The organism is Mesorhizobium sp. M0833 (assembly GCF_040319905.1).
Lineage (GTDB): Bacteria > Pseudomonadota > Alphaproteobacteria > Rhizobiales > Rhizobiaceae > Mesorhizobium.
In genome coordinates, this window is record NZ_JAMYOQ010000007.1 from 205,545 (window position 1) to 229,894 (window position 24,350).

Genomic DNA, 24,350 nt, shown 5'->3' on the forward strand with positions numbered 1-24,350 from the left:
GCGCTCTCAGACGCCGCGGGCGGCAAGCGGCGCGGCGATCAGTCTGACACCGTCATGGCCGGCGATATCAGCCTCGACGATGTCGCCAGGCGCGCCCGCCGACAACACTGCCAGCGTAAACCCCTCGGTGCGGCCAAGGCAGTCACGCTCGACCAGGATCGATTGATGCGTTCCGGCGAGCGAGGCAAGATGGCGGCGATAGGCGGCCTCGCCGGCGGTGCGCAGGCGTGCCGCGCGTTGCTTGACGACGTCGCGGCGGAGCTGCGGCATGCGCGCGGCGGGCGTGCCTTCGCGCGGCGAAAACGGGAAGACATGAAGATGCGTCAGGCCGCATTCCTCGACGATCTCCAGCGAGTTTTCGAACATTGCGTCCGTCTCGGTCGGGAAGCCGGCGATGATGTCTGCGCCGAAAACGATACCGGGGCGCAGTTTGCGCACATCCTCGCAAAAGCGGATCGACTGGTCGCGGCTGTGCCGGCGCTTCATCCGCTTCAGGATCATGTCGTCACCCGATTGCAGCGACAGATGCAGATGCGGCATCAGCCTGGGCTCGGTGGCGATGGCGTCCAGCAGATCGTCGTCGGCCTCGATCGAATCGATGGAGGAAAGCCGCAGGCGTTTCACGTCCGGCACCTGCTTCAGGATGGTCTTGACCAATTTGCCGAGCTTCGGTGCGCTAGGCAGGTCGGCGCCGAAACTGGTCATGTCGACGCCGGTCAGCACGATCTCGGCATAACCATTGCCGACGAGTCGCTTGACCTGCTCGACAACGGCGCCCATCGGCACCGAGCGCGAATTGCCGCGACCGTAGGGAATGATGCAGAAGGTGCAGCGGTGGTCGCAGCCGTTCTGCACCTGGACGAAAGCGCGTGCCCGGCCCTCGATGGCGTCGACCATGTGGGCGGCCGTCTCGCGTACCGAAAAAATATCGTTGACGCGCGCCTTTTCGGTGTCGTTGACGCCGAAATCCGGCAGCGCGCGATAGGAATGCGCCTTCAGCTTTTCCTCATTGCCGAGGACGAGGTCGACCTCGCGCATGGCGACGAAATCCTGCGGGCCGGTCTGCGCGGCGCAGCCGGTGACGATGATGCGGGCGGCCGGGTTCTCACGGCGGGCTTTTCTGATCGACTGCTTGGCCTGGCGTACAGCCTCGCCGGTGACGGCGCAGGTGTTGAAGATGATGGCGCCGCCTTCGAGGCCGCCGAGGCCCGCACTTTCGGCTTCACGCCGCATCACCTCGGATTCATAGGTGTTCAGCCGGCAACCGAAGGTGACGACCTCGATGCCCTTGTTGCCAAGAGGAGCCATCAGGCGGCGCTTTCGGTGTCGCGCGCCCACGCCCCGGTCGACGGATCGAAGCTGCCGGAAAATTCCCATTCGGCGGCACCGGTGAGGATGACGTGGTCGTCGTCGCGCCACAGAACATGCAGCGAGCCGCCGCCGGGCGTCATCAGTGTGACGCTGCGGCCGGTGCGCCGGGTGCGGGCCGCGGCGACCACGGCGGCGCAAGCGGCCGAGCCGCAGGCCCTGGTCAGGCCGGCGCCGCGCTCCCAGGTGCGGATGATCATGGTCTCCGGCGAAGTCACCTGCGCGATGGTGATGTTGGCGCGCTCGGGGAAGATCGGGTGGTTTTCGAGCAGCGGGCCGAAGCGCTCGAGCTCGTAGGACCAGACGTCGCGGTCGACCCAGAAGATAGCGTGCGGATTGCCCATCGAGACGACCGACGGGGAATGCAGCACCGGGGCATCGATCGGGCCGATCTGCAGCTCGATCATGCGGGTGTCGCGGAATTCCTCGGCCAGCGGGATGTCCTGCCAGCCAAAGCGCGGCCTGCCCATGTCGACCGAGATCATTCCGTCGGCATGTTCCTCGGCGTTTAGGATGCCGGCGACTGTTTCAAAGGCAAATGTCTTCTGGCCGGTCTCGGCGGCGAGCGCCTGGACGACACAGCGCATGCCGTTGCCGCAAGCTTGCGCGCTGGTCCCGTCCGAATTCAAGATATCGATGAAAAAGGCGGTGCCCGGCGTCCTGGCGTCGTGGATCGCCATGATCTGGTCGAACCGGGTCGACGTGTCGGCATTGAGCGCGACGGCTGCCGCAGACGTCACGCGATCGGCACGGCCACGCATATCGGCAACAATGATTTCGTTGCCGATGCCGTTCATCTTGGCGAAAGGGGCCGCGCTTGCCATCGATCGAAAGGTCTCTTGCCGGTTTGGCGCCTATATGGCGGATAGCGGCAGAAATTACCAGCGCGGCGTGATTTTCACGTCACCGCGAAGACGCCAAGCACGATCAGCAGGAAGATGATCAGCACGATGCCGATGAGGATGCGCGCGCCGGTGGCGGCGGCTCCGGCCAGTGCCGGCATGCCGAGCAGGCTCGCCGCGGCCGCGATAATCAAAAGAATGATAATCCACCTGATCATAAGAGGCACCTCGCAACCGACAGGTTTGAACAACCTACAAACGTCTATGTGATGCCTCAGGTTCCGCCGCGCTAAACCTCCGGTACGTCCCAGACTTCGCCCGGCCGCAAGGCGCGAAAACGTTGCCGCGGCAGGCCGGCAGCATCGAGCGCTTCGCCGAGCTTTCTGGGCGGCTCCCCGATCGGCTCGTTGGTGAGCCGGAACGTGCCCCAGTGACAGCCGGCGGCATAGGCGGCGTTGCACAAAAGCATGCCTTGCACCGCCTCTTCCGGATCCTGGTGATGAGGCGCCATGAACCAGCGCGGCTCGTAGGCGCCGATCGGCAGGATGGCGAGGCGGAAGCCACCGTGCTTTTGCGCCATCAGCCGGTAATTGATGCCGCCATGGAAGCCGGTGTCGCCGGCGAAATAGATCTTTGCGTCGGGTGTCTCGACGACGAAACCCGCCCACAGCGCCATGCGCCGGTCGCGAGTACCGCGGGCCGACCAGTGATGCACCGGCTCGACATGGACGGCGACGCCATCGCCGATATCGAGCCGGTCGCCCCAGTCATGCGCGGAAAGCCGCATGCCGGGCACGGCGGCGCCGATGATTGTGTCGTTGCCGAGCGGCGTCAGCAGCAGCGGGTCGTGTCTTGCCTTCAGGCGCTTCAGCGTGGCGAGGTCGAGATGGTCGTAATGGTTGTGGCTGACCAGCACGAGGTCGATCGGCGGCAAATGCGAAAAGGCGATGCCCGGCGGATTGACGCGTTTCGGCCCGGCGAAGGAGAGCGGCGAGACACGCCGCGACCAGACCGGATCGGTCAGGATGTTCAGGCCTGCTGTCTGGACGAGCAGCGAGGAATGACCGACCATGGTGAGGCGCAGCGCAGAACCATCGATGCGCTGGACCGGTCTTGCCGGCGGAAACGGGCTCGGATCCGCCGTCGGCCATTTCGAGCGCTCGCGGCTCAGTTGCCACTTCAACAGATCGGCAAAGCGACCCGGCGGCCGTCCGCCGGGATTGAAGAACAAGGTGCCGTCGAAATGATCGCTGGGCGGCCCGCTGTAATAGCGGTTGGCGGCTCTCTTTCTCGCGGCCAAGAAATCGGCTCCCTGCAGTTTGCTGATCGCCAAGAGATAATGCCGGAGCCCGCCCGCACAAGCATTTGAGGTGAACGCCAAGGAAACGCGAAGGATTTGACGCCAGCGCGCCGTATCGCATCAACCGGAGGGGGCGGCCAAAAGGCCAAGGCGCAACGCAATTCAGGCAATGTGCATTTTGCGACAAATTTGCAACATTAGCGGCGCAAACCGTATTTTAACCATATCGGGTTGAAATTTCGCCACCTTCTCCATCTTGGTGAGGGGGACATTGCGCGGACGGCTTCCCCAGCTCGATCCGACGGAGGTTGAAGAATGAAATTTTCGAAAACCGGCCTGCTGGCCGTATCGCTGGCCGTGCTTGTTGCGAGCGGCTGTTCAACCTCACGGTTCTCATCGATGGACGAGCAGCAGCCGGCGCCGCTGGAAGCTGCGCCCGCCGGCAAGGTGACTGCAAACCAGCTGCCGCCACCGGCGACACCCGGCGCGGCCGACCCGTCGAAATTTCCGACTGCGCCGCAGAACACGCAGGTCGCCTCGCTGCCGCCCGACGGGACGGCGCCGGCCGGTGCGGCCGACCTGACCGCCTCAAGCGTCGCTGGTGTGTGGAAAGCAAGCGTGTCCGGCCAGAGCTGTCAGGTGGCGACGCCGCAGACCAAATTCGGGTCGGGCTACCGCGCCGGACCGCTGCATTGCCCGGCGCCGCTTGACGGCATCAAATCCTGGAACGTCGCCGGCAAGCAACTGACGCTCTATGACGAGAATGGCGGCACGCTGGCACGGCTTTATTCCTCGGGCGGCGAGAAATTCGACGGCCAGACTTCCAACGGGCTGCCGATCTCGCTTACAAGGTAAGAGAACGGCCCCCATTGTTACGCAATTCCGGGCAGAAAACCGCTACACCCTTTTCCTGGAATTGCTCTCTTTTGTTTTTTACGCAATTCCGGACAGAAAACCGCAACACACTTTTCTTGGAATTGCTCCGGAACGACGTGACCGATGCATCTGCGTGACGGCCTCCAGACCCATGCGACCGTCAAGCAGCGCTATGACCATCTGGTCGAGACGGGCGCCATCGGGCGCGATCCGGCGCAGGAGCGGATCGCCGCTGCGCTCGACCGTCTGATCGACGAGATATCGGCAAAGCGGCTGGCGCATAAATCAAGCGCGCTGGGGTGGTTGTTCGCCCGCAAGCGCGAGGGGCGCGAGGCGGTCAAGGGCCTCTATATCCATGGCGGCGTCGGCCGCGGCAAGACCATGCTGATGGACATGTTCTTCGAGCTGCTGCCGGTGCGGCGCAAGCGCCGCGTGCATTTCAACGATTTCATGGCCGACGTGCAGGACCGCATCCAGAAGCACCGGCAGGCGCGTAAAGAGGGTACGGTCAAGGAGGACGACCCGATCCCGCCGGTGGCGCGCGCGCTTGCCGAGGAAGCCTGGGTGCTGTGCTTCGACGAGTTTTCGGTCACCGACATCGCCGATGCGATGATCCTGTCCAGGTTGTTTTCGGCGTTGTTTGCCAATGGCGTGGTGCTGGTCGCCACCTCCAATGTCGCGCCGCAGGATCTCTACCGCGACGGCCTGAACCGTCAGTTGTTTTTGCCGTTTGTCGCTATCCTGGAGCGCCACGCGCACGTGCTGGCGCTGGACGCCGACAAGGATTACCGCCTGGACAAGCTCAGCCGCATGCCGGTCTACATCACCCCGGCCGATGCCGCCGCCGACCATGCGCTCGACGAGCTGTGGGCGGTGATGACGCATGGCAGGCCGACGGCCGAGACGATGCTGACGGTTAAGGGCCGACACGTCGTGGTGCCGCGTACTGCCGGCGAGGCGGCGCGGTTTTCGTTCGCCGATCTCTGCGAGAGGCCGCTCGGGGCCCGCGACTATCTTGCCATTGCCCGCCGTTTCTCGACCATCGTCATCGACCGGGTGCCGGTGCTCGGCGAAGGCAAGCGCAACGAAGCCAAGCGCTTCATCCTGCTGGTCGATACGCTCTACGATCATCATGTACGGCTGGTGATGAGCGCCGCGGCACCGCCGGCGCAGCTCTATACGGCCAAGCGCGGCAACGAAGTCTTCGAGTTCGAGCGCACCGCATCGCGGCTGATCGAGATGCAGAGCCACGACTGGCTGGAGAACTGGGCGGAGAGGCAGAGGGCGCAGGGATCATCGACCGAGGCACGGCAGGCTCAGGCGTGAGGGATAGTACAGAAGAGGCCGCTGCTGCCGGCGCCTACAACCGATAAAGATACATGACGAACCCCTCCGCCGGCCCATGCAGCTCTTTTCGCGACTCGTAAAGTGCGCGAGCAGTAACATTGTCCGGCTCGGTGCCGACCCACGCCTCCTCACAGCCATGCTCGCAACCGAGTGCGAACATGGCGCCGAGCATCCTCGTCGCAATGCCCTGGCGTTGAAAGGCCGGCGCCACGCCGACCTCGTCTATGTAGAGTTCGCTCACCTTGTCAGGGTGGCGGTGGATGACGGCTGCGCATTGGCCAACGACGATGCCGTCGGCGAGGGCCACGACCATGAAATGACCGGGCTCCGCGAGATAGGCGGAGAGCCGATCCGGCCTGACCGGCTCGTCGAAGACTTCGTCGGCAACCCGCATCAAAAGAGCGTCATCGCCAGGAAACAGCCTTCTGATTTCCAGTGCCATTGTGTAGAATTCCTCTAGTCGGCTTCAGAATTTTGACGTTTACGTAATTCCCATTGTTTCTAACCGATTGAAATTATTCACTGCAAAATAATCGTTTGAATTTTTGTGCGGCCGGGGCTATTGCGTGCGGCGAATTTCGCGGTTCCGCAGCATTCCGGCCTCTTCCTCCGACGCCGTCATCAAATCGTCAAGGATTTGGGCGCCGTCATAGTCAAAGGGAAAACATCCTGACATGGCACGCAACAAGATAGCGCTCATCGGCTCGGGCATGATCGGCGGCACCCTCGCCCACATGGTCGGCCTCAAGGATCTCGGCGACGTCGTGCTGTTCGATATCGCCGAAGGCATCCCGCAAGGCAAGGGGCTGGACATCGCGCAGTCGTCGCCGGTCGATGGGTTCGACTCCAGGCTGACCGGCGTCAACGACTATGCCGGCATCGAGGGCGCCGACGTCTGCATCGTCACCGCCGGCGTGCCGCGCAAGCCCGGCATGAGCCGCGACGATCTTCTGGGCATCAATCTGAAGGTGATGGAGCAGGTCGGCGCCGGCCTCAAGAAATACGCGCCGAAAGCCTTCGTCATCTGCATCACCAATCCGCTCGACGCCATGGTCTGGGCGCTGCAGAAGTTTTCCGGCCTGCCCAAGAGCCATGTCGTCGGCATGGCCGGCGTGCTCGACAGTTCGCGCTTCCGTTATTTCCTGGCCGAGGAATTCAAGGTCTCGGTCGAGGACGTCACCGCCTTCGTGCTCGGCGGCCATGGCGATTCCATGGTGCCGATGATCCGCTATTCGACGGTTGCCGGTATCCCGTTGCCCGACCTTATCAAGATGGGCTGGACCTCGAAGGAGCGGCTCGACCAGATCGTGCAGCGCACCCGCGACGGCGGCGCCGAGATCGTCGGCCTGCTCAAGACCGGCTCTGCCTTTTATGCGCCGGCCGCCTCGGCCATCGCCATGGCCGAAGCCTATCTCAAGGACAAGAAGCGGGTGCTGCCCTGTGCGGCGTACCTCTCCGGCCAATATGGCGTCAAGAACACCTATGTCGGCGTTCCCGTGGTGATCGGCGCCGGCGGCGTCGAGCGGATCATCGAGGTCGAGCTCACAAAGAACGAGCAGAAGATGTTCGACAATTCGGTCGCGGCGGTGCAGGGCCTGTGCGACGCCTGCGTCAAGATCGCTCCACATCTCGCGGCCAAGTAAGCCGGTAACCAAGCCCGCCAAGCAAGCTGGAGACATAGCGCATGAACATCCATGAGTATCAGGGCAAGGCGCTGCTGAAAGGCTTTGGCGCACCCGTGGCCGAGGGCGTGCCGGTGTTGAAGGCGAGCGAGGCGGAAGCTGCCGCCAAGGCGCTGCCCGGCCCGCTCTATGTGGTCAAAAGCCAGATCCATGCCGGCGGCCGCGGCAAGGGCAAGTTCAAGGAACTCGGGCCCGATGCCAAGGGCGGCGTCAGGCTGGCGAAGTCGGTGGCCGAGGTCGTCGCCAACGCCAAGGAGATGCTCGGCCATACGCTGGTCACCAAGCAGACCGGCCCGGCCGGCAAGCAGGTCAACCGCCTCTATATAGAGGACGGCGCCGACATCGAGCGCGAGCTCTATCTGTCGATCCTGGTCGACCGCTCGGTCGGGCGCGTCGCCTTCGTCGTCTCGACCGAGGGCGGCATGGACATCGAGGCGGTCGCCCACGACACGCCGGAAAAGATCATTACCGTCGCCATCGACCCGGAAAAGGGCGTGACGGCCGACGATGTGAAGAAGCTCAACGCCGCACTGAGGCTCGACGGCGACGCCGCCAAGGATGGTGGCAGGCTGTTTCCGATCCTCTACAAGGCGTTTGTCGAAAAGGACATGAGCCTGCTCGAGGTCAACCCGCTGATCGCCATGAAGAACGGCCGGCTGCGCGTGCTCGACGCAAAAGTGTCGTTCGACAACAATGCGCTGTTCCGTCACCCGGACGTGCTTGAATTGCGCGACACCACCGAAGAGGACGAGAAGGAGATCGAGGCGTCGAAATACGACCTCGCCTATGTCGCGCTGGACGGCAATATCGGCTGCATGGTCAACGGCGCCGGCCTCGCCATGGCGACGATGGACATCATCAAGCTCTACGGCGCCGAGCCCGCCAACTTCCTCGACGTCGGCGGCGGCGCGTCGAAAGAAAAGGTGACGGCGGCGTTCAAGATCATCACCAAGGATCCGGCGGTCAAAGGCATCCTGATCAACATCTTCGGCGGCATCATGAAGTGCGACATTATCGCCGAGGGCGTCATCGCCGCAGTCAAGGAGGTCGGCCTGCAAGTGCCGCTGGTGGTGCGGCTGGAAGGCACCAATGCCGAGCTCGGCAAGAAGATCATCAACGACAGCGGACTGAACGTGGTTTCGGCCGATGACCTCGATGACGCAGCCAAGAAGATTGTCGCGGCGGTGAAGGGCTGAGTCTGTGCCTCCGCATAAGATAAACCTCGTCGAAGCGGCCGATGCGAAGATCAAGAAGGTGTTCGATCCGCACATTGCCGGCGACGTGAATGACAGCCAGGTCAAGATCGCCAAGTTCGGCGACGTCTTCGACTGGCACGCACATGATAATGAGGACGAAGCGTTCCTGGTACTGCGGGGCCGCATCGCCATCGATTTCCGCGACGGCACGGTGGAACTTGGCAGCGGCGAGTTCATCGTCGTACCGCGCGCCGTCGAGCACCGGCCGCGCTCGCTGAGCGAGGAACCTGTCGTGCTGATGTTCGAGCCGGCGACGACGCTCAACACCGGCAACGCCAAAAGCGACCTCACCGTCGCCGACCTGAAGCGGTTGTGACCATGAGCGCGCGGCCTTCCCCGATCAACGGTTTTTAAAAAGGACCACCATGTCCATTCTCGTCGACAAGAACACCAAGGTGCTGGTGCAGGGCCTGACCGGCAAAACCGGCACGTTTCACACCGAACAGGCGCTCGCCTATCACGGCACAAAGATGGTCGGCGGCATCCACCCCAAGAAGGGCGGCGAGACCTGGACCGGCGCCAAGGGCGAGACGCTGCCGATCTTTTCCACCGTTGCCGAAGGCAAGGCCAGGACCGGCGCCAACGCTTCGGTCGTCTACGTACCGCCGGCAGGAGCGGCCGAAGCGATCCTGGAAGCGATCGAGGCCGAGATCCCGCTGATCGTCTGCATCACCGAGGGTATACCGGTGATGGACATGATCAAGGTCAAGGCAAGGCTCGACCGCTCGACATCGCGGCTGATCGGGCCGAACTGCCCCGGCGTGCTGACCCCCGACGAATGCAAGATCGGCATCATGCCCGGCAACATCTTCCGCAAGGGCTCCGTCGGCGTTGTTTCGCGCTCGGGAACGCTTACCTATGAGGCGGTGTTCCAGACCACCAATGTCGGTCTCGGCCAGACCACCGCCGTCGGCATCGGCGGCGACCCGGTCAAAGGCACGGAGTTCATAGACGTGCTGGAGATGTTCCTCGCCGACGACGAGACCAAGTCGATCATCATGATCGGTGAGATCGGCGGTTCGGCCGAGGAAGACGCCGCGCAGTTCCTCAAGGACGAGGCAAAGCGCGGCCGCAGCAAGCCGATGGCCGGCTTCATCGCCGGGCGCACCGCGCCGGCCGGCCGCACCATGGGTCATGCCGGCGCGGTCATCTCCGGTGGCAAGGGCGGTGCCGAAGACAAGATCGCGGCGATGGAATCGGCCGGCATCAAGGTTTCGCCATCGCCGGCCCGGCTCGGCACGACGCTGGTCGAGGCGATCAAAGGTTAGTGAGTAGCGAGTAGTGAATAGCGAATAGGTAAGAACAGAGTAACGGCGCGAACCAGGGAAAATCCCTACTCGCTATTCGCTACTCTCTATTCGCTCTGAAAAGGAGACGGAGCGCGGCTCCGCGGACAAAAATGGCAAGACAAGATCAGGCCAACGACCAGTTTTCGCTTACCTCTTTCCTCTATGGCGGCAATGCCGATTATATCGACGCGCTCTATGCCGCCTACGAGGACGATCCCGCTTCGGTCGATCCCGAATGGCAGGATTTCTTCGCGGCGCTGAAGGATGACGCCGGCGACGTGCGCAGGAACGCCAAGGGGGCCTCTTGGGCCAAGCCCTCCTGGCCGATGCAGGCCAATGGCGAGCTGGTCTCGGCGCTGGACGGCAATTGGGGCCTGGTCGAAAGGCACATCGAAAAGAAGGTCAAGGACAGGGCAGCCGGCAACGGCGCAGCGCTTTCCGACGCCGACGTGCATCAGGCGACGCGCGATTCCGTCCGCGCCATCATGATGATCCGCGCCTTCCGCATGCGCGGCCACCTCCACGCCAATCTCGATCCGCTTGGCATTGCCAAGCCGCTCGAGGATTATAACGAGCTGTCGCCGGAGAATTACGGATTCACCGAAGCCGATTACGACCGGCCGATCTTCCTCGACAATGTGCTCGGGCTGGAATTCGGCACCATCCGGCAGATGCTCGACATCCTGACCCGGACCTATTGCTCGACGCTCGGCGTCGAATTCATGCATATTTCCGACCCCGAGGAGAAAGCCTGGATCCAGGCGCGCATCGAGGGCACCGACAAGGAGATCTCCTTCACCGCAGCCGGCAAGAAGGCGATCCTGCAGAAGCTGGTCGAGGCCGAAGGCTTCGAGCAGTTCATCGACGTCAAATACAAGGGCACCAAGCGCTTCGGCCTTGATGGCGGCGAGTCGCTGATCCCGGCGCTGGAGCAGATCATCAAGCGCGGCGGCCAGCTCGGCATGAAGGAGATCGTGCTCGGCATGGCGCATCGCGGCCGGCTGAACGTGCTGTCACAGGTGATGGCCAAGCCGCACCGCGCCATTTTCCACGAGTTCAAGGGCGGCTCGGCCGCGCCCGACGAGGTCGAAGGCTCGGGCGACGTGAAGTACCATCTCGGTGCTTCGTCGGATCGCGAGTTCGACGGCAACAAGGTGCATCTGTCGCTGACCGCCAATCCCTCGCATCTGGAAATCGTCGATCCGGTGGTGATGGGCAAGGCGCGCGCCAAACAGGACTATCTGTTCGGCCGCAGCCGCGAGGAGATCGTGCCGCTGGAAGAGCGTGCCAAGGTGCTGCCCTTGCTGCTGCATGGCGACGCCGCCTTTGCCGGCCAGGGCGTGATTGCCGAAATCCTCGGCCTGTCCGGCCTGCGCGGCCACCGCGTCGCCGGCACGCTGCATTTCATCATCAACAACCAGATCGGCTTCACCACCAACCCGCGCTTTTCGCGTTCGTCGCCCTACCCGTCCGACGTGGCCAAGATGATCGAGGCGCCGATCTTCCACGTCAACGGCGACGATCCGGAAGCCGTAGTCCATGCGACCAAGGTGGCGATCGAATTCCGCATGAAGTTCCACAAGCCTGTCGTGGTGGACATGTTCTGCTACCGCCGCTTCGGCCACAATGAGGGCGACGAGCCCGCCTTCACCCAGCCGATCATGTATCGCAAGATCCGCAACCAGAAGACGACGGTGCAGATCTATGCCGACCGGCTGATTTCCGAAGGCCACATCACCCAGGCCGAGTTCGAAAAGATGAAGGCCGATTGGCGGGCGCATCTCGAGCAGGAATTCGAGGTCGGCCAGCATTACAAGCCGAACAAGGCCGACTGGCTGGACGGCGCGTGGTCCGGCTTGCGCTCGGCCGACAACCAGGACGAACAGCGGCGCGGCAAGACCGCCGTGCCGGTCAAGACGCTGAAGGAAATCGGCAAGAAACTGACCGACGTGCCGAAGGATTTCGAGGCGCACAAGACGATCATCCGCTTCCTCGACAATCGCCGCCAGGCGATCGAGTCCGGCGAAGGCATCGACTGGTCGACGGCCGAGGCGCTGGCCTTCGGCGCCATCCTGCTCGACGGCAATCCGATCCGGCTGTCCGGACAGGATTCGGAGCGCGGCACCTTCTCGCAGCGCCATTCCGTGCTCTACGACCAGCGCGACGAGACACGCTATATCCCGCTCAACAATCTGTCGGCGGCGCAGGCCGGCTTCGAGGTCATCAACTCGATGCTGTCGGAAGAGGCCGTGCTCGGCTTCGAATATGGCTACTCGCTGGCCGAGCCGAAGGCGCTGACGCTGTGGGAAGCGCAGTTCGGCGACTTCGCCAACGGCGCCCAGGTGGTGTTCGACCAGTTCATCTCGTCGGGCGAGCGCAAATGGCTCAGAATGTCGGGCCTCGTCTGCCTGCTGCCGCATGGCTATGAAGGCCAGGGGCCCGAGCATTCGTCGGCCCGGCTCGAGCGCTTCCTGCAGCTTTGCGCCGAAGACAACATGCAGGTCGCCAACGTCACGACGCCGGCCAATTACTTCCACATCTTGCGCCGGCAATTGAAGCGGGACTTCCGCAAGCCGCTGATCCTGATGACGCCGAAGTCGCTGCTGCGCCACAAGCGGGCGGTGTCGACGCTGCCGGAAATGTCGGGCGAAAGCGCCTTTCACCGGCTGTTGTGGGACGACGCGCAGCTGCTGTCAGGCCAGGCCATCAAGCTCACCAAGGATTCGAAAATCCGCCGTGTCGTGCTCTGTTCGGGCAAGGTCTATTACGACCTCTACGAAGAGCGCGAGAAGCGCGGCATCAACGACATCTATTTGTTGCGCGTCGAGCAGCTCTATCCGTTCCCGGCCAAGGCGCTGATCACCGAACTGTCGCGCTTCCGTAATGCCGAGATGGTGTGGTGCCAGGAGGAGCCCAAGAACATGGGCGCCTGGTCGTTCATCGACCCGTATCTCGAATGGGTGCTGGCGCATATCGACGCCAAGCATCAGCGGGTGCGCTATACCGGCCGGCCGGCCGCCGCCTCGCCGGCGACCGGATTGATGTCGAAGCATCTCGCCCAGCTTGCCGCCTTGCTCGACGACGCGCTTGGTGAATAGAACAGAACCGAAAGAAACGGACAGGCACAATGGCAACCGAAATCCGCGTCCCGACACTTGGTGAATCCGTCACCGAGGCGACCATCGGCAAGTGGTTCAAGAAGGTCGGCGACGCGATCGCCGCCGATGAGCCGCTGGTCGAGCTCGAAACCGACAAGGTGACGGTGGAAGTGCCGGCCGCCGCCGCGGGCACGCTCGCCGAGATCGCCGTCAAGGAAGGCGAGACGGTCGGCGTCGGCGCACTGCTCGGCACGATTTCGGCAGGCGCCGGCGCGGCAGCCAATGCCGCCGCCGCTCCGGCAACGAAGCAGGAGGCGGTGTCGCAGGCCTCGGCTCCGACTGCAGCCTCGAGCGTCAAGCAGGCTGCGGCCGAGACCGCCAAGATTGCCGGTGACGCCGGCGCGATCGAGACACGCACCATGCCGCCGGCGCCGTCGGCGGCAAAGCTGCTGGCCGAGCACAATCTCGCGGTCGACCAGGTGTCGGGCTCGGGCAAGCGCGGCCAGGTGCTGAAAGGCGACGTGCTCGACCTTATCGCCAGGGGCGCGCCGTCGCAGCCGGCAGAAATGCCCAAGGCCGCGCCTGTACCGGCACCCGTTGCCGCGCGCGCGCCGTCCGCTGCCGACGATGCGTCGCGCGAGGAGCGTGTGCGCATGACCAAGCTGCGCCAGACCATTGCGCGCCGCCTTAAGGAAGCGCAATCGACCGCCGCCATGCTGACCACCTTCAACGAGGTCGACATGAGCGCGGTGATGGCGCTGAGGAGCAAATACAAGGACGTGTTCGAGAAGAAGCACGGCGTGAAGCTCGGCTTCATGGGCTTCTTCACCAAGGCCGTCACCCATGCGCTGAAGGAGATCCCGTCGGTCAATGCCGAGATCGACGGCACCGACATCATCTTCAAGAACTACGCTCATATCGGCGTTGCCGTCGGTACAGAGAAAGGCCTTGTCGTGCCGGTTGTGCGCAATGCCGACCAGATGTCCATCGCCGAAATCGAGAAGGACATCGGCAGGCTGGGGCTTGCGGCGCGCGACGGCAAGCTTTCCGTCGCCGATATGCAAGGCGGCACGTTCACGATTTCCAACGGTGGCGTTTACGGGTCGCTGATGTCGACGCCGATCCTCAATGCGCCGCAGTCCGGCATTCTGGGTATGCACAAGATCCAGGAGCGGCCGGTGGTGGTCGGCGGCCAGATCGTCATCCGGCCGATGATGTATCTGGCGCTGTCCTACGACCACCGCATCGTCGACGGCAAGGAAGCGGTGACCTTCCTGGTGCGGGTCAAGGAAAGCCTGGAGGATCCTGAGCGGCTGGTGCTCGACCTCTAGGGGCGGCCGACGTGGGCCGGAGCATGGATCTGCGCCGCCGGATGAGTTCGTGCCGTTTCCGGTCCGGTTTGTTTGTCACAATCTGCGCACTCGGCGTGCAGACGGTCTCCGCGGCCCTCGCCGCCTGCCCGCTCGAACTGGCCGTCTATGGCGATCCTGAGAACGCCGCCGAGATCGATTTCAGGCCGACCATGGAGTCGGCTACCGTCACCAATACCTTCAAGATGGTGCTCGACAACGGCGTCGTGCTCGACGGCATCGTCATGTGGACGGAGGGCGTGGCGCGGCCGCACGGCTCGCTGATGTACAAATGCCCGGCCGGCGACGTCACCGGCGACGAGCTCGCCGCCTGCACGGTGTGGGAGGGCGTCATCTACACTGCCGACGACCAGGGCAATATCGCGTTGCTGCCGGGCGAAGGAAAGGATGCGCCGAAGAAGCTGATCTTGCCGGACTTGGGAGCGTCGTTGCAGATGTCGGCGGCCTATGGCGCCAACGGCTTTTCCAGGGTGCCCTGGGACGTCTTTGCCCTGAAGGGATGTCAGGAATGAGCGCGAGCGGAAAGATCCTGCTGGTGACCGGCGGCAGCCGCGGCATTGGCGCCGCTACATGCAGGCTTGCCGCCAAGGCCGGCTATCGCATTGCGGTCAATTACGCGTCGAATGCAAAAGCCGCCGAAACGGTGGTCGCCGACATCGAGGCTGCTGGCGGAGAAGCCTTCACAGTCAAGGCCGATGTCGGCAGCGAGACGGACGTATTGGCCATGTTCGAGGCTGTCGATGGCCGTTTCGGTCGGCTCGACGCGCTCGTCAACAATGCCGGCGTGGTCGACCAGAGCGCGCGCGTCGACGGGCTTAGCGCTGCACGGCTGGAGCGCATGATGCGCATCAATGTGATTGCGCCGATGCTTTGCGCCCGCGAGGCGGTGAAGCGGATGTCGACCAGGCATGGCGGCGAGGGTGGCGCCATCGCCAATGTTTCTTCGATCGCGGCAAGGCTTGGCGGGCCGGGTCAATATGTCGACTACGCCGCCTCGAAGGGCGCGCTCGATTCCTTCACCATCGGGCTTGCCCGCGAAGTGGCCGGCGAAGGCATTCGTGTCAACGCGGTCAGCCCGGGCATCATCGACACCGAAATTCATGCCTCCGGCGGTCAGCCGGATCGCGCCGAGAGAATGCGCAAGGTGGTGCCCATGCAGCGCGTCGGCACCGCCGAGGAAGTCGCAGCCGCAATTCTGTGGCTGCTGTCGGACGAGGCGTCCTACACAACAGGCGCCAATCTGGAAATCGGCGGCGGCCGCTAAAGCAAAAGGGACAGTATCATGGCCTATGATGTCGTTATCATCGGATCGGGACCAGGCGGCTATGTCTGCGCCATCAAGGCGGCGCAGCTCGGTCTGAAGACGGCGGTGGTCGAAAAGAACCCGACCTTCGGCGGCACCTGCCTCAACATCGGCTGCATCCCGTCAAAGGCGCTGCTGCATGCGACCGAGATGTTTGCCGAGGCCGGCCATTCCTTCGAGGCGCTCGGCGTCGAGATCGGCGCGCCCAAGCTCAACCTTGGGAAGATGATGGCACACAAGGATGCGACGGTAACGGCCAACGTCAATGGCGTCGCCTTCCTGTTCAAGAAGAACAAGATCGACAGTTTTCGTGGCACCGGCAAGGTAGTTGCGGCCGGCAAGGTGTCGGTGACCTCCGATGACGGCAAGGTCGAGGAGATCGAGACCAAGAACATCGTCATCGCCACAGGCTCCGACGTCGCCGGCATTCCCGGCGTCGAGGTCGATTTCGATGAGAAGGTGATCATCTCGTCGACCGGCGCGCTGTCGCTGGACAAGGTGCCGGGCCATCTGGTGGTGGTCGGCGGCGGTGTCATCGGTCTGGAGCTCGGCTCGGTGTGGGCGCGGCTTGGCGCCAAGATCACCGTGGTCGAGTTCCTCGACACCATACTGGGCGGCATGGATGGCGAGGTCTCCAAGCAGTTCCAGCGCCTGCTGTCGAAGCAGGGCTTCGAGTTCAGGCTGGGTGCCAAGGTGACCGGCGTCGCCAAGGCCAGGAAGGGGGCGATTGTCACCTTCGAGCCGGTCAAGGGCGGAGCAGCCGAGACGATCGAGGCGGACGCGGTGCTGATTGCGACGGGACGACGGGCCTATTCGGACGCTCTCGAGCTGAAGGAGGCAGGCGTCGACGTCGATGAGCGCGGCCGGGTCAAGACCGACGGTCATCTCAGGACTAACGTGCCCGGCATCTACGCCATCGGCGATGTCATCGCCGGGCCGATGCTTGCACACAAGGCTGAGGACGAGGGCGTGGCGGTGGCCGAAACCATCGCCGGCCAGGCCGGGCATGTGAACTATGACGTGATTCCGAGCGTCGTCTACACCACGCCGGAAATCGCCTCGATCGGCAAGACCGAAGAAGAATTGAAAAAGGCCGGCGTCGACTACAAAGCCGGAAAATTCCCGTTCAGCGCCAATGGACGGGCGCGCGCCATGCTGCACACCGACGGCTTTGTGAAAATCCTGGCCGACAAGGCCAGCGACCGTGTGCTCGGCGTCCACATCGTCGGCTTCGGCGCCGGCGAGATGATCCACGAGGCGGCCGTGCTGATGGAATTTGGCGGCTCGTCGGAGGACCTAGCCCGCACCTGTCACGCCCATCCGACTATGTCGGAAGCGGTAAAGGAGGCGGCACTGGCGACGTTCTTCAAGCCGATCCATATCTGAGCGGTGAATCGCAAACCTTAGATTTTGGCTGAAACATCCGCGCTTCGTCACCCCAGGGATGAAGCCCTCGACGGCTGCTCCCAAAAACAAAACGGCCCGCTTTTTCAGCGGGCCGTTCTTATATCAAATCAGCAGTTTGATCACTGAGCCGGGGCAGGTGCTGGTGCTGGTGCCGGGGCCGGCGCAGGGGCCGGAGCAGGAGCGGGTTCTGCCGGAGCCGGAGCCGGAGCCGGTGTTGCCGGAGCTGGCGCAGGAGCCGGTTCGGCTGGTTTCATCGGCTCGGCGGGCGCTGGGGCCGGAGCTGGTGTGCTGGCTGCGGGCGGTTCGGCAGGCGCAGGTGCCTCGCTACGTCTTCCAAAAACATAATAGGCGACAATTGCCAGGATAACGACGACCAGGGCAATCAGCCAGCCGCTGCCGCCGCCGCTTGGCCGTGCGGAGCCCGGCGAGGTGAATGGGTCGTTCGGATTGGGTGTGTTCGCCATAAAAGTGTCCTCCGTGGATGAAAAACATCAAGTAATAGCCATCAACGTACAATCGTTGAATCAGTTTCACATTAGGCGTTGAAAACGCCGAAAACAGGGCAATTCTGATCCGGAATCGCTTGCAGGCATGCATTTCCACCGCAAAATGGGTTCGATCAAGCCAAACCGAACCTTTTTCAGTTTCTTGGCACGAAGCGCGGCTGGTCCGCCGTCGCGCCACGAGCAGGGGTTGACCCAGGCTTGGCGATGATTCGGTGTGCAACTCCGCCGTGTTGTTCAGTTGACGGCAGTCACAGTATAGCCGGTCTTGCGGAAACCCTCGACCAAGCCTTGCGCTCCGGGAAGGTGCATGGCGCCGACCGCCATGAAGACATTGCCGTGGGCGAGGATCGGCGCTGCACGATCAACCATCACCCTGTTGCGGCTGGTGATCATGGTCTGCTCGAATTCGGCGTAACCCGATTGGTCGTCGACCTGTTCGGGGACGACAGCCCGAAACAGCGGTACGTACATGCCAGTGTCGCCACGGCGGTAAAGCACGATCATGGTTTCGTTGACGTCGTTCACCTTGTCGCCAAGCTTCAGCGTATCGACCAGACCCTTCAGGTGAAAGGCGATCGGTAGCGAAGCCATGGCGCGCAGCTGGTCGGCGATTGTCTCCAGCCCCTCGACTGATTTGCCCGCAGCCTCGGCGTCCTTGGCAAGCTTGACGTCGAGCACCGGCGCGCCGCCAGCCTGGCGGGCGACTTCGCATGCTGGTAGCGCCACCATCGCCGACAGCAACCAAGGTTTCATCTTGGCGACGGTCGCTGGCGGGATGCCACGCGCGTCGAGCGCCTTGTCGACCACCGCCGCGTCCTCCGGCGACAGCAGCGACGAAAGCGTCGTCTCGTCGGTGAACATCATCAGATCCGGCTCTTTCAGCAATGCTGCCATCATCTTCTGCTTATCGAGCACTTCGGTGGTTTCGATGATGACGGTGCCAGCCGCATCAAATGCCTTCTGCGCGGCGGGTGGCAGCGTGGTGACGCGCGGGTCGGTAAGGTGCATGGTGCCGAACAGGAAGGACGGTTTTTCGCCCGATTTTTCCAGCTTCCACAGCAAGCCTTTGCCGTTCGGCGTTGCTGCCGCGTCCGCCTCGATCTTGCGGTAGCCAGCCGGGTCGTTCTTTTGCAGCGCGCTCAGCATATCGGTACCGGTGCAGGCCGGGGCCTCGGCGCGTGCCTTGCCCGCGGCGAGCAGCGCGATGATGAGGAAGGAGAGAAAAAACAGGGCGTTGAGCGCGACGAGCAGCTTCAGCGACACTTGGGTCGCGCGGTCGGCGATGGCGATGAGGCGTTTCATGCTGCGCTTGTAGGCGCAAAAAGCGGCAAAACGGTTAATCAGCGCATCAAAATTGTTGCGAGATCGTCACCTATTCAAGCGTCCATCACGCACGAGGATGAGCTGCTTCGTAAATCTCGAGCAGCCTCGCGGTGTCGACGCCGGTGTATATCTGGGTTGTCGACAGGCTGGCGTGGCCGAGCAACTCCTGGATGGTGCGCAGGTCGCCGCCGCGCCCAAGCAGATGCGTGGCGAAAGAATGGCGCAGCGCATGCGGCGTCGCCGTGTCGGGCAGGTTGAGGGCCGAGCGCAGCTTGGCCATGTCGCGCTGGACGATCGCCGGGTTGAGCGGGCCGCCGCGGGCACCGCGAAACAGCAGGCCCTTGGGATCGAGATGCCAGGGGCAGAGGCGGCGGTATTCGGCAATCGCCCGCAGCGCTACCGGCAGCACCGGCACCAGCCGCGTCTTGCCGCCCTTGCCGGTGACGCGCAGCACAGTATCACCAGGTGAGGACAGATCGGCGCCCGACAGGCCGAGCGCCTCGGAGATCCGCAAGCCGGACCCATAAAGCAGAGTCAGCACGGCGGCGTTGCGCGCGGCAATCCACGGCTCCTCCGCCAGTTGGCCTTCCACCGAGACGACGTGTTTTGCATCGCTTGCGGTCAGCGGCTTGGGCAGCGATTTCGGCTGCCGCGGTGCGCGCAAGGCTGCCGCACCTGCCGCATTGGCGAGGCCGCGCCGTTCCAGGAAACGCAGCAGCGAGCGGATGCCGGCCAGCCCGCGCCCGAGCGTGCGGGCGCCGGCGCCCTCGGCACGGCGGGCAGCGAGAAAGCCGCGCAGATCGGCTGGGCGCAGATCGGCGATGTCTGAAATACCGGGCGAGCCGCCGCAATGGCCGGTCAGGAAATGCAGGAACTGGCGCGTGTCGCGCTCATAGGCCTCGACGGTTTCGGGCGACAGCCGGCGTTCGCGCGCCAGCATCTTCAGCCAGGCCTCGCGCGCCGCCTGAAGATCGGGTTTTGCCGGTATGAGGAATTCCTGCATTGCGCTCTTCCAGTTCTCCGCGATCTTCCGGCATGCGGGTTAGGAAGCGGTGAAGAGCGGCATCATTGAAATGACGATGGGCTGGGGTTAGAGCAAGGCAAAGGATTTTCCGCAGATGAGCAAACCGCAAAACCCCGTCCAGATGGCCGTGATCGGTGCCGCGCACGGCATCAAGGGCGAATTGCGCGTCAAGAGCTTTACCGGCGACCCGCTGGCGCTGGCCGATTACGGGCCGCTCTACGCCAGGGATGGCCGCGCCTTCCAGATCGTCGACATCAGGCCTGCCAACACCGTCGTGGTGGTGCGCTTCAAAGGCGTCAACGATCGCAATGCCGCCGAGGCGCTTGCCGGCACCGAATTGTTCGTCGACCGTTCGGTGTTGCCTGATGAGGGCGAAGAGGACGAATTTTACCACACCGATCTCGTCGGGCTGGAGGTCAAGGACGACACCGGTGCCATTATCGGCAAGGTCGTCGCCGTGCATAATTTTGGCGGCGGCGACATTCTCGACGTGACGCTGGCGGGGCGCAAAGGCGTGCTTATCCCGTTCACGCAGGCCGCTGTTCCGGAAGTGTCGATCGCCGGCGGCTTTGTCCGCATCGATCCGGCTGCGGCAGGGTTGGTCGAGGACGAGGACGGAGAATCCGCCGAGCGCGACAGCTTCGACCCCAAGGGCAGGCCGCGCGGGCCGAGGGACGCCGGAGGCAACCGGTGAGTTTTTCGGCTTCGGTGCTGACGCTCTATCCCGAGATGTTTCCCGGCGCGCTTGGCCTGTCGCTAGCCGGCCGCGCGCTCGACACCGGCATTTGGTCGCTCGAAACGATCCAGATCCGCGACTTTGCCCGCGATCGTCACCGGACCGTGGACGACACGCCGGCCGGCGGCGGCGCCGGCATGGTGATGCGGGCAGACGTGCTGGCCAGCGCTATCGACCATGCCTCGCCGGCAGGCGATCCACGTCCGCGCCTGCTGATGAGCCCTCGCGGCAAGCCGCTGACACAGCGCCGTGTGCGTGAGCTCGCCGCCGGGCCGGGTGCGGTGATCGTCTGCGGCCGCTTCGAAGGCGTCGACCAGCGGGTCATCGAATCGCGAGGCCTCGAGGAAGTCTCGATCGGCGATTTCATCCTGTCCGGCGGCGAGCCGGCGGCACTCGTGCTGCTCGACGCCGTGGTGCGCCTGCTACCCGGCGTGATGGGCAATGCGGTATCGGGCGAGGAAGAGAGCTTTGAAAACGGCCTGCTCGAACATCCGCATTATACGCGGCCGCAGGAATTCGAGGGCCGGCCGATTCCCGAAGTGTTGATTTCGGGCAATCACAGCAAGATCGCGGCGTGGCGGCGGGCCGAAGCGGAGAGGCTGACGAAGGAGCGACGGCCGGATCTTTTAGCCGCTCAGCCCTTATCGAAATAGTAGAAGGCCAGGAACAGGCCGACGGCAATGACGAAGCCGCGCACCGCGTTCTGCGGCACGCGCCTGGCGATCCAGACGCCGGCATAGCCGCCGAGCGCGCCACCCGGGATCATGATGATCGCCTGCAGCCAGGCGATGACGCCGCCAGAGACGAAGACCAGGATGGCAACCGCAGCGATGACCACGGCCAGCATGTTCTTCAATGCGTTCAGCCGATGATAATCGCCGGACTGGGTTAGACCGAGCGTCGCCAGCATCATGACGCCCATGCCGGCGCCGAAGAAGCCGCCATAGACGGCGGTGGCGAACTGCGCCAGCGACCCGACCAGCGACCCCACCGCGGCCTCATGCTCCGGCTTGGGCGCCGGCTTCAGCCATGGTCCGGCAGCGAACAACGCTGTTGCCGCCAGCAGCAGCCACGGCACCAAGGCGCGGAACGACGGGTTGTCGAGGCCTAGAAGGATGAGCGCGCCAGACAGCGCACCGAGAGCCGAAATGAGGCTGAGCAGCAGTGCGCCGCGCCAGAAATGCTTGATGTCGTGCCAATAGGCCAGCGTCGAGGTGATATAGCCAGGAAATTGCGTCACCGACGATGTCGCGTTGGCGACGATCGGCGGCAGGCCGGCCAGGGTCATGGCGCCAAAGGTTATGAACGTGCCGCCGCCGGCAACGGCGTTGACCGCACCTGATAGAAAGCCGGCGAGAAAGAGCAGGACCGCGTCCAAGATTGGCATGAGGGGTGTCGTCGCTGGAGGAAAAATGCTTATCTTCCGGCTTAGAAAGCTTGACGCGCGGGCGCAACCCCCTGGACCACAAGCGATCACGGGATTGCCACAGCGGCGCCAGCCAAAAAGAAGCAGCGCCAAAAAAGAGCCAGCGAAGGCGTGACAAAGCGCCGAAATAGCTGTATGTGCGCGCCGAACCGGAAGAAAATTCTCCCGGACCCGTCAACAGTGACGGTGTAGTCGCCCCTGCCCGATGTTCTCGAACAGAAGTTCTCGAACGAAGGGCATAGCCGAGCGGTCGATGCGACTGCAAGGCGAGTGTCGGACGCTCTGACTGTCGGAAGAACAAGAAGTGGATTATTGAGATGGACATCCTCCGTCAGCTCGAGGCCGAGCAGGCCGCCAAGATCGAAGCCAAGCGCAAGCTTCCCGAATTCCAGCCCGGCGACACCGTGCGCGTCCAGGTCCGTGTGACCGAAGGCACTCGCACCCGCGTCCAGGCCTATGAGGGCGTCGTCATCGCCCGCGCCGGCGCCGGCTTCCAGGAAAATTTCACCGTCCGCAAGATCTCCTACGGCGAAGGCGTGGAGCGTGTGTTCCCGGTCTATTCGCCGATGGTCGAGGGCGTCGAGATCGTGCGTCGTGGCAAGGTGCGTCGCGCCAAGCTGTACTATCTGCGTGACCGTCGCGGCAAGTCGGCCCGTATTTCGGAAAACACCGGCGTGCGCGCCCGCAAGCTCAACGATGAAGAGCGCGATGCGCTGAACGCCGAGAAGGCGCGTATCGAGGCCGAGAAGGTGGCCGCCGCCCAGGCGCTGGCCGCCGAGAAGGCCGCGCAGGACGCCGCCGAGAAGAAGGCCGCCGACGAGGCCGCCAAGGCCGCGGAAGCAGCTGCCGCCGAATAAGGCGTCGTTAAAACCCATGGTTTCGGAAAGGCGGCTTCGGCCGCCTTTTTGTTGTGCGAGGTGGATTCGATTTTTGCCGGTCCGCAATCGATACGGATCGTTCCGTAATGCCGCCATTGAAAGCATCGGAAACTCATTTTCGTGCCGAGCGGCGCATCGGAGCGGCTTGCAAGGCGCCTGCGGAAAGCTAAAGTCTGCGCCGGATTTCCTGCATGCCTCGGTCGATCGAGGCGGTTCAGTTCTTGGGGAGCGTGTCATGACCAAATCGAAACTGCTGCTGGCCGGCCTGCTGGCTTGCCTTCTCGTGCCCATCGCGGCCCTGGCGCAGGCGCTGCCCGATCTTGGCGGCAGGAAAGTGGTGGTGGTGACCGAAAACGCCTATCCGCCGCTGCAGTTTATCGATGCCAAGACCGGTAAGCAGATCGGTTGGGAATATGACGCGATGAACGAGATCGCCAAACGGCTGAACTTCAAGGTCGAGTACCAGAACACCTCGTGGGACGCGATGATCCAGGCGGTTTCCGACAACCAATACAACATCGGCATGACCGGCATCACCATCAAGGACGACCGCAAGCAGAAGGTCGATTTCTCCGATCCCTATATGCGCTCGGAACAGTTCATGCTGGTGCGCGGCGACGAGAAACGCTTCACCGATGCCAAGACGTTCGCTGCCTTCAAGGACGGGCTGATCGGTGCGCAGGCCGGCACCACGCCGTTCTACACCGCCGTCTACAGCGTGCTCGACGGCAATGAGCAGAACCCGCGCATAAAGCTGTTCGAGACATTCGGCGCGACGGTGCAGGCGCTGAAGGCCGGCGACGTCGACGTCGTGCTCACCGACGGCACTGCCGGCAAGGGCTATGTCGATGCGTCCAATGGCGGGCTGAAGCTGATCGGCGGGCCGCTCGGCACCGAGGATTTCGGCTTCATCTTCCCCAAGGGCTCCGATCTGGTGAAGCCGGTCAACGCGGCGATCGCCGCGCTCAAGGCCGACGGCACGCTCGACGCGCTCAACAAGAAGTGGTTCCTCGACTACAAGATGGGGCAGTAGGCCCGCTTGTGGCGCGCATTTCATGACGATCTTGCGCGGGAACTCGCGCTGACTCTGCGCTCGTACACCCCCCTCTGGCCTGCCGGCCATCTCTCCCGCAAGGGGGGAGATCGGATTTCGCATCGGTTTTCGCTAATTTTCAGTGTTGCAGAACGGGCGGCGAGGTCAAAGCTGCCGATCTCACCCCTTGAGGGCCTGTTGCGCAGTAACCGGGGATGTTTGGATGGGGCGGGATCGCAGGGATTTCGCTCGTCTTTGTGAGCTCCGCCCCCTTGTTTGGGGTTTC

Annotated in this window: 24 protein-coding genes; 16 read left to right on the plus strand and 8 right to left on the minus strand. The window is 63.5% G+C overall.

Annotation, left to right across the window (positions count from 1 at the left end; genetic code table 11):
* Positions 1-6: 6 nt before the first annotated feature.
* The 4 genes from mtaB to NKH98_RS11050 form a co-directional block, all read right to left on the minus strand.
* The gene (gene mtaB, locus NKH98_RS11035) at positions 7-1,308 is read right to left on the minus strand and encodes a tRNA (N(6)-L-threonylcarbamoyladenosine(37)-C(2))-methylthiotransferase MtaB (protein WP_352898319.1); all 1,302 of its coding nucleotides are present in this window, start codon (positions 1,306-1,308) and stop codon (positions 7-9) included.
* Complete coding sequence (dapF, locus tag NKH98_RS11040; protein ID WP_352898322.1) at positions 1,308-2,192, minus strand: diaminopimelate epimerase; 885 nt, start codon at positions 2,190-2,192, stop codon at positions 1,308-1,310. The genes mtaB and dapF overlap by 1 nt, the downstream gene beginning before the upstream one ends.
* A 74-nt stretch (positions 2,193-2,266) precedes the next feature.
* Entirely contained in the window at positions 2,267-2,428 is a 162-nt protein-coding gene (locus NKH98_RS11045) for a DUF1328 family protein (RefSeq protein WP_031195454.1), read from the minus strand.
* A 71-nt stretch (positions 2,429-2,499) separates the two neighbouring features.
* A complete protein-coding gene (locus NKH98_RS11050; protein ID WP_352898324.1) occupies positions 2,500-3,510 on the minus strand; it encodes an MBL fold metallo-hydrolase in 1,011 nt (336 codons plus the stop codon).
* A gap of 315 nt (positions 3,511-3,825) precedes the next feature.
* Here NKH98_RS11050 and NKH98_RS11055 point away from each other — a divergent pair, with 315 nt between their 5' ends.
* Complete coding sequence (locus NKH98_RS11055; protein ID WP_352898326.1) at positions 3,826-4,365, plus strand: protease inhibitor Inh/omp19 family protein; 540 nt, start codon at positions 3,826-3,828, stop codon at positions 4,363-4,365.
* 144 nt (positions 4,366-4,509) lie between these two features.
* On the plus strand, positions 4,510-5,712 hold the full coding sequence (gene zapE / locus NKH98_RS11060) for a cell division protein ZapE (protein ID WP_352898328.1): 1,203 nt from the start codon (positions 4,510-4,512) through the stop codon (positions 5,710-5,712).
* Positions 5,713-5,746: 34 nt separating this feature from the next.
* On the opposite strand, the gene NKH98_RS11065 is transcribed toward zapE, so the two are convergent.
* Positions 5,747-6,175: a GNAT family N-acetyltransferase gene (locus tag NKH98_RS11065; protein WP_352898330.1), complete on the minus strand. Its 429-nt coding sequence runs from the start codon at positions 6,173-6,175 to the stop codon at positions 5,747-5,749.
* A gap of 232 nt (positions 6,176-6,407) precedes the next feature.
* On the opposite strand from NKH98_RS11065, the gene mdh reads away from it, so the two are divergent.
* The 10 genes from mdh (at position 6,408) to NKH98_RS11115 (ending at position 17,505) form a co-directional block, all read left to right on the plus strand.
* Complete coding sequence (gene mdh, locus NKH98_RS11070) at positions 6,408-7,376, plus strand: malate dehydrogenase (protein WP_352898332.1); 969 nt, start codon at positions 6,408-6,410, stop codon at positions 7,374-7,376.
* Between the two features lie 41 nt (positions 7,377-7,417).
* Positions 7,418-8,611, plus strand: coding sequence for an ADP-forming succinate--CoA ligase subunit beta (gene sucC / locus NKH98_RS11075; protein WP_352898334.1), 1,194 nt, complete (start codon positions 7,418-7,420; stop codon positions 8,609-8,611).
* 4 nt (positions 8,612-8,615) lie between these two features.
* Positions 8,616-8,987, plus strand: coding sequence for a cupin domain-containing protein (locus NKH98_RS11080; protein ID WP_254817847.1), 372 nt, complete (start codon positions 8,616-8,618; stop codon positions 8,985-8,987).
* A gap of 49 nt (positions 8,988-9,036) precedes the next feature.
* Entirely contained in the window at positions 9,037-9,939 is a 903-nt protein-coding gene (sucD, locus tag NKH98_RS11085; protein WP_352479658.1) for a succinate--CoA ligase subunit alpha, read from the plus strand.
* A 131-nt stretch (positions 9,940-10,070) separates the two neighbouring features.
* Positions 10,071-13,058, plus strand: coding sequence for a 2-oxoglutarate dehydrogenase E1 component (locus NKH98_RS11090; RefSeq protein WP_352898336.1), 2,988 nt, complete (start codon positions 10,071-10,073; stop codon positions 13,056-13,058).
* 29 nt (positions 13,059-13,087) lie between these two features.
* Entirely contained in the window at positions 13,088-14,389 is a 1,302-nt protein-coding gene (gene odhB / locus NKH98_RS11095; protein ID WP_352738341.1) for a 2-oxoglutarate dehydrogenase complex dihydrolipoyllysine-residue succinyltransferase, read from the plus strand.
* Between the two features lie 95 nt (positions 14,390-14,484).
* Positions 14,485-14,940, plus strand: a complete 456-nt coding sequence (locus tag NKH98_RS11100; protein ID WP_502894229.1) for a hypothetical protein — start codon at positions 14,485-14,487, stop codon at positions 14,938-14,940.
* A complete protein-coding gene (locus NKH98_RS11105) occupies positions 14,937-15,692 on the plus strand; it encodes an SDR family oxidoreductase (RefSeq protein WP_352898338.1) in 756 nt (251 codons plus the stop codon). Before NKH98_RS11100 ends, NKH98_RS11105 begins: the two co-directional genes overlap by 4 nt.
* A gap of 18 nt (positions 15,693-15,710) precedes the next feature.
* Positions 15,711-17,117, plus strand: a complete 1,407-nt coding sequence (lpdA, locus tag NKH98_RS11110; protein WP_352898340.1) for a dihydrolipoyl dehydrogenase — start codon at positions 15,711-15,713, stop codon at positions 17,115-17,117.
* Between the two features lie 58 nt (positions 17,118-17,175).
* The gene (locus NKH98_RS11115) at positions 17,176-17,505 is read left to right on the plus strand and encodes a hypothetical protein (protein ID WP_352898341.1); all 330 of its coding nucleotides are present in this window, start codon (positions 17,176-17,178) and stop codon (positions 17,503-17,505) included.
* A gap of 373 nt (positions 17,506-17,878) precedes the next feature.
* On the opposite strand, the gene NKH98_RS11120 is transcribed toward NKH98_RS11115, so the two are convergent.
* Both NKH98_RS11120 and NKH98_RS11125 read right to left on the minus strand, forming a co-directional pair.
* Positions 17,879-18,946: a TraB/GumN family protein gene (locus NKH98_RS11120; protein ID WP_352802152.1), complete on the minus strand. Its 1,068-nt coding sequence runs from the start codon at positions 18,944-18,946 to the stop codon at positions 17,879-17,881.
* 85 nt (positions 18,947-19,031) lie between these two features.
* The gene (locus tag NKH98_RS11125; protein WP_254817838.1) at positions 19,032-19,970 is read right to left on the minus strand and encodes a tyrosine recombinase XerC; all 939 of its coding nucleotides are present in this window, start codon (positions 19,968-19,970) and stop codon (positions 19,032-19,034) included.
* A 115-nt stretch (positions 19,971-20,085) separates the two neighbouring features.
* On the opposite strand from NKH98_RS11125, the gene rimM reads away from it, so the two are divergent.
* On the plus strand, positions 20,086-20,685 hold the full coding sequence (rimM, locus tag NKH98_RS11130; RefSeq protein ID WP_352802821.1) for a ribosome maturation factor RimM: 600 nt from the start codon (positions 20,086-20,088) through the stop codon (positions 20,683-20,685).
* Positions 20,682-21,380 (plus strand): tRNA (guanosine(37)-N1)-methyltransferase TrmD, encoded by a 699-nt coding sequence (trmD, locus tag NKH98_RS11135; protein ID WP_352751445.1) that lies wholly within the window; start codon positions 20,682-20,684, stop codon positions 21,378-21,380. Before rimM ends, trmD begins: the two co-directional genes overlap by 4 nt.
* Here trmD and NKH98_RS11140 read toward each other — a convergent pair.
* Positions 21,362-22,114, minus strand: a complete 753-nt coding sequence (locus NKH98_RS11140) for a sulfite exporter TauE/SafE family protein (RefSeq protein WP_023679781.1) — start codon at positions 22,112-22,114, stop codon at positions 21,362-21,364. The genes trmD and NKH98_RS11140 overlap by 19 nt on opposite strands.
* A 356-nt stretch (positions 22,115-22,470) precedes the next feature.
* Between NKH98_RS11140 and rplS the strand changes: the two genes are divergently transcribed.
* Together rplS and NKH98_RS11150 are read left to right on the plus strand one after the other, a co-directional pair.
* Positions 22,471-23,010 carry a 50S ribosomal protein L19 gene (gene rplS, locus NKH98_RS11145; protein ID WP_254817835.1) on the plus strand — a complete coding sequence of 180 codons (540 nt, stop codon included), beginning with the start codon at positions 22,471-22,473 and terminating at the stop codon, positions 23,008-23,010.
* A 256-nt stretch (positions 23,011-23,266) separates the two neighbouring features.
* Entirely contained in the window at positions 23,267-24,064 is a 798-nt protein-coding gene (locus NKH98_RS11150) for a transporter substrate-binding domain-containing protein (RefSeq protein ID WP_254817834.1), read from the plus strand.
* The last annotated feature ends 286 nt before the right edge of the window (positions 24,065-24,350 follow it).

Coding starts and splice junctions, on each gene's coding strand:
- mtaB (WP_352898319.1), bottom strand. CDS start 1,308: ATGGCTCCTCTTGGCAACAAGGGCATCGAGGTCGTCACCTTCGGTTGC.
- dapF (WP_352898322.1), bottom strand. CDS start 2,192: ATGGCAAGCGCGGCCCCTTTCGCCAAGATGAACGGCATCGGCAACGAA.
- NKH98_RS11045 (WP_031195454.1), bottom strand. CDS start 2,428: ATGATCAGGTGGATTATCATTCTTTTGATTATCGCGGCCGCGGCGAGC.
- NKH98_RS11055 (WP_352898326.1), top strand. CDS start 3,826: ATGAAATTTTCGAAAACCGGCCTGCTGGCCGTATCGCTGGCCGTGCTT.
- zapE (WP_352898328.1), top strand. CDS start 4,510: ATGCATCTGCGTGACGGCCTCCAGACCCATGCGACCGTCAAGCAGCGC.
- NKH98_RS11065 (WP_352898330.1), bottom strand. CDS start 6,175: ATGGCACTGGAAATCAGAAGGCTGTTTCCTGGCGATGACGCTCTTTTG.
- mdh (WP_352898332.1), top strand. CDS start 6,408: ATGGCACGCAACAAGATAGCGCTCATCGGCTCGGGCATGATCGGCGGC.
- sucC (WP_352898334.1), top strand. CDS start 7,418: ATGAACATCCATGAGTATCAGGGCAAGGCGCTGCTGAAAGGCTTTGGC.
- sucD (WP_352479658.1), top strand. CDS start 9,037: ATGTCCATTCTCGTCGACAAGAACACCAAGGTGCTGGTGCAGGGCCTG.
- NKH98_RS11090 (WP_352898336.1), top strand. CDS start 10,071: ATGGCAAGACAAGATCAGGCCAACGACCAGTTTTCGCTTACCTCTTTC.
- odhB (WP_352738341.1), top strand. CDS start 13,088: ATGGCAACCGAAATCCGCGTCCCGACACTTGGTGAATCCGTCACCGAG.
- NKH98_RS11105 (WP_352898338.1), top strand. CDS start 14,937: ATGAGCGCGAGCGGAAAGATCCTGCTGGTGACCGGCGGCAGCCGCGGC.
- lpdA (WP_352898340.1), top strand. CDS start 15,711: ATGGCCTATGATGTCGTTATCATCGGATCGGGACCAGGCGGCTATGTC.
- NKH98_RS11115 (WP_352898341.1), top strand. CDS start 17,176: ATGAAGCCCTCGACGGCTGCTCCCAAAAACAAAACGGCCCGCTTTTTC.
- NKH98_RS11120 (WP_352802152.1), bottom strand. CDS start 18,946: ATGAAACGCCTCATCGCCATCGCCGACCGCGCGACCCAAGTGTCGCTG.
- NKH98_RS11125 (WP_254817838.1), bottom strand. CDS start 19,970: ATGCAGGAATTCCTCATACCGGCAAAACCCGATCTTCAGGCGGCGCGC.
- rimM (WP_352802821.1), top strand. CDS start 20,086: ATGAGCAAACCGCAAAACCCCGTCCAGATGGCCGTGATCGGTGCCGCG.
- NKH98_RS11140 (WP_023679781.1), bottom strand. CDS start 22,114: ATGCCAATCTTGGACGCGGTCCTGCTCTTTCTCGCCGGCTTTCTATCA.
- rplS (WP_254817835.1), top strand. CDS start 22,471: ATGGACATCCTCCGTCAGCTCGAGGCCGAGCAGGCCGCCAAGATCGAA.
- NKH98_RS11150 (WP_254817834.1), top strand. CDS start 23,267: ATGACCAAATCGAAACTGCTGCTGGCCGGCCTGCTGGCTTGCCTTCTC.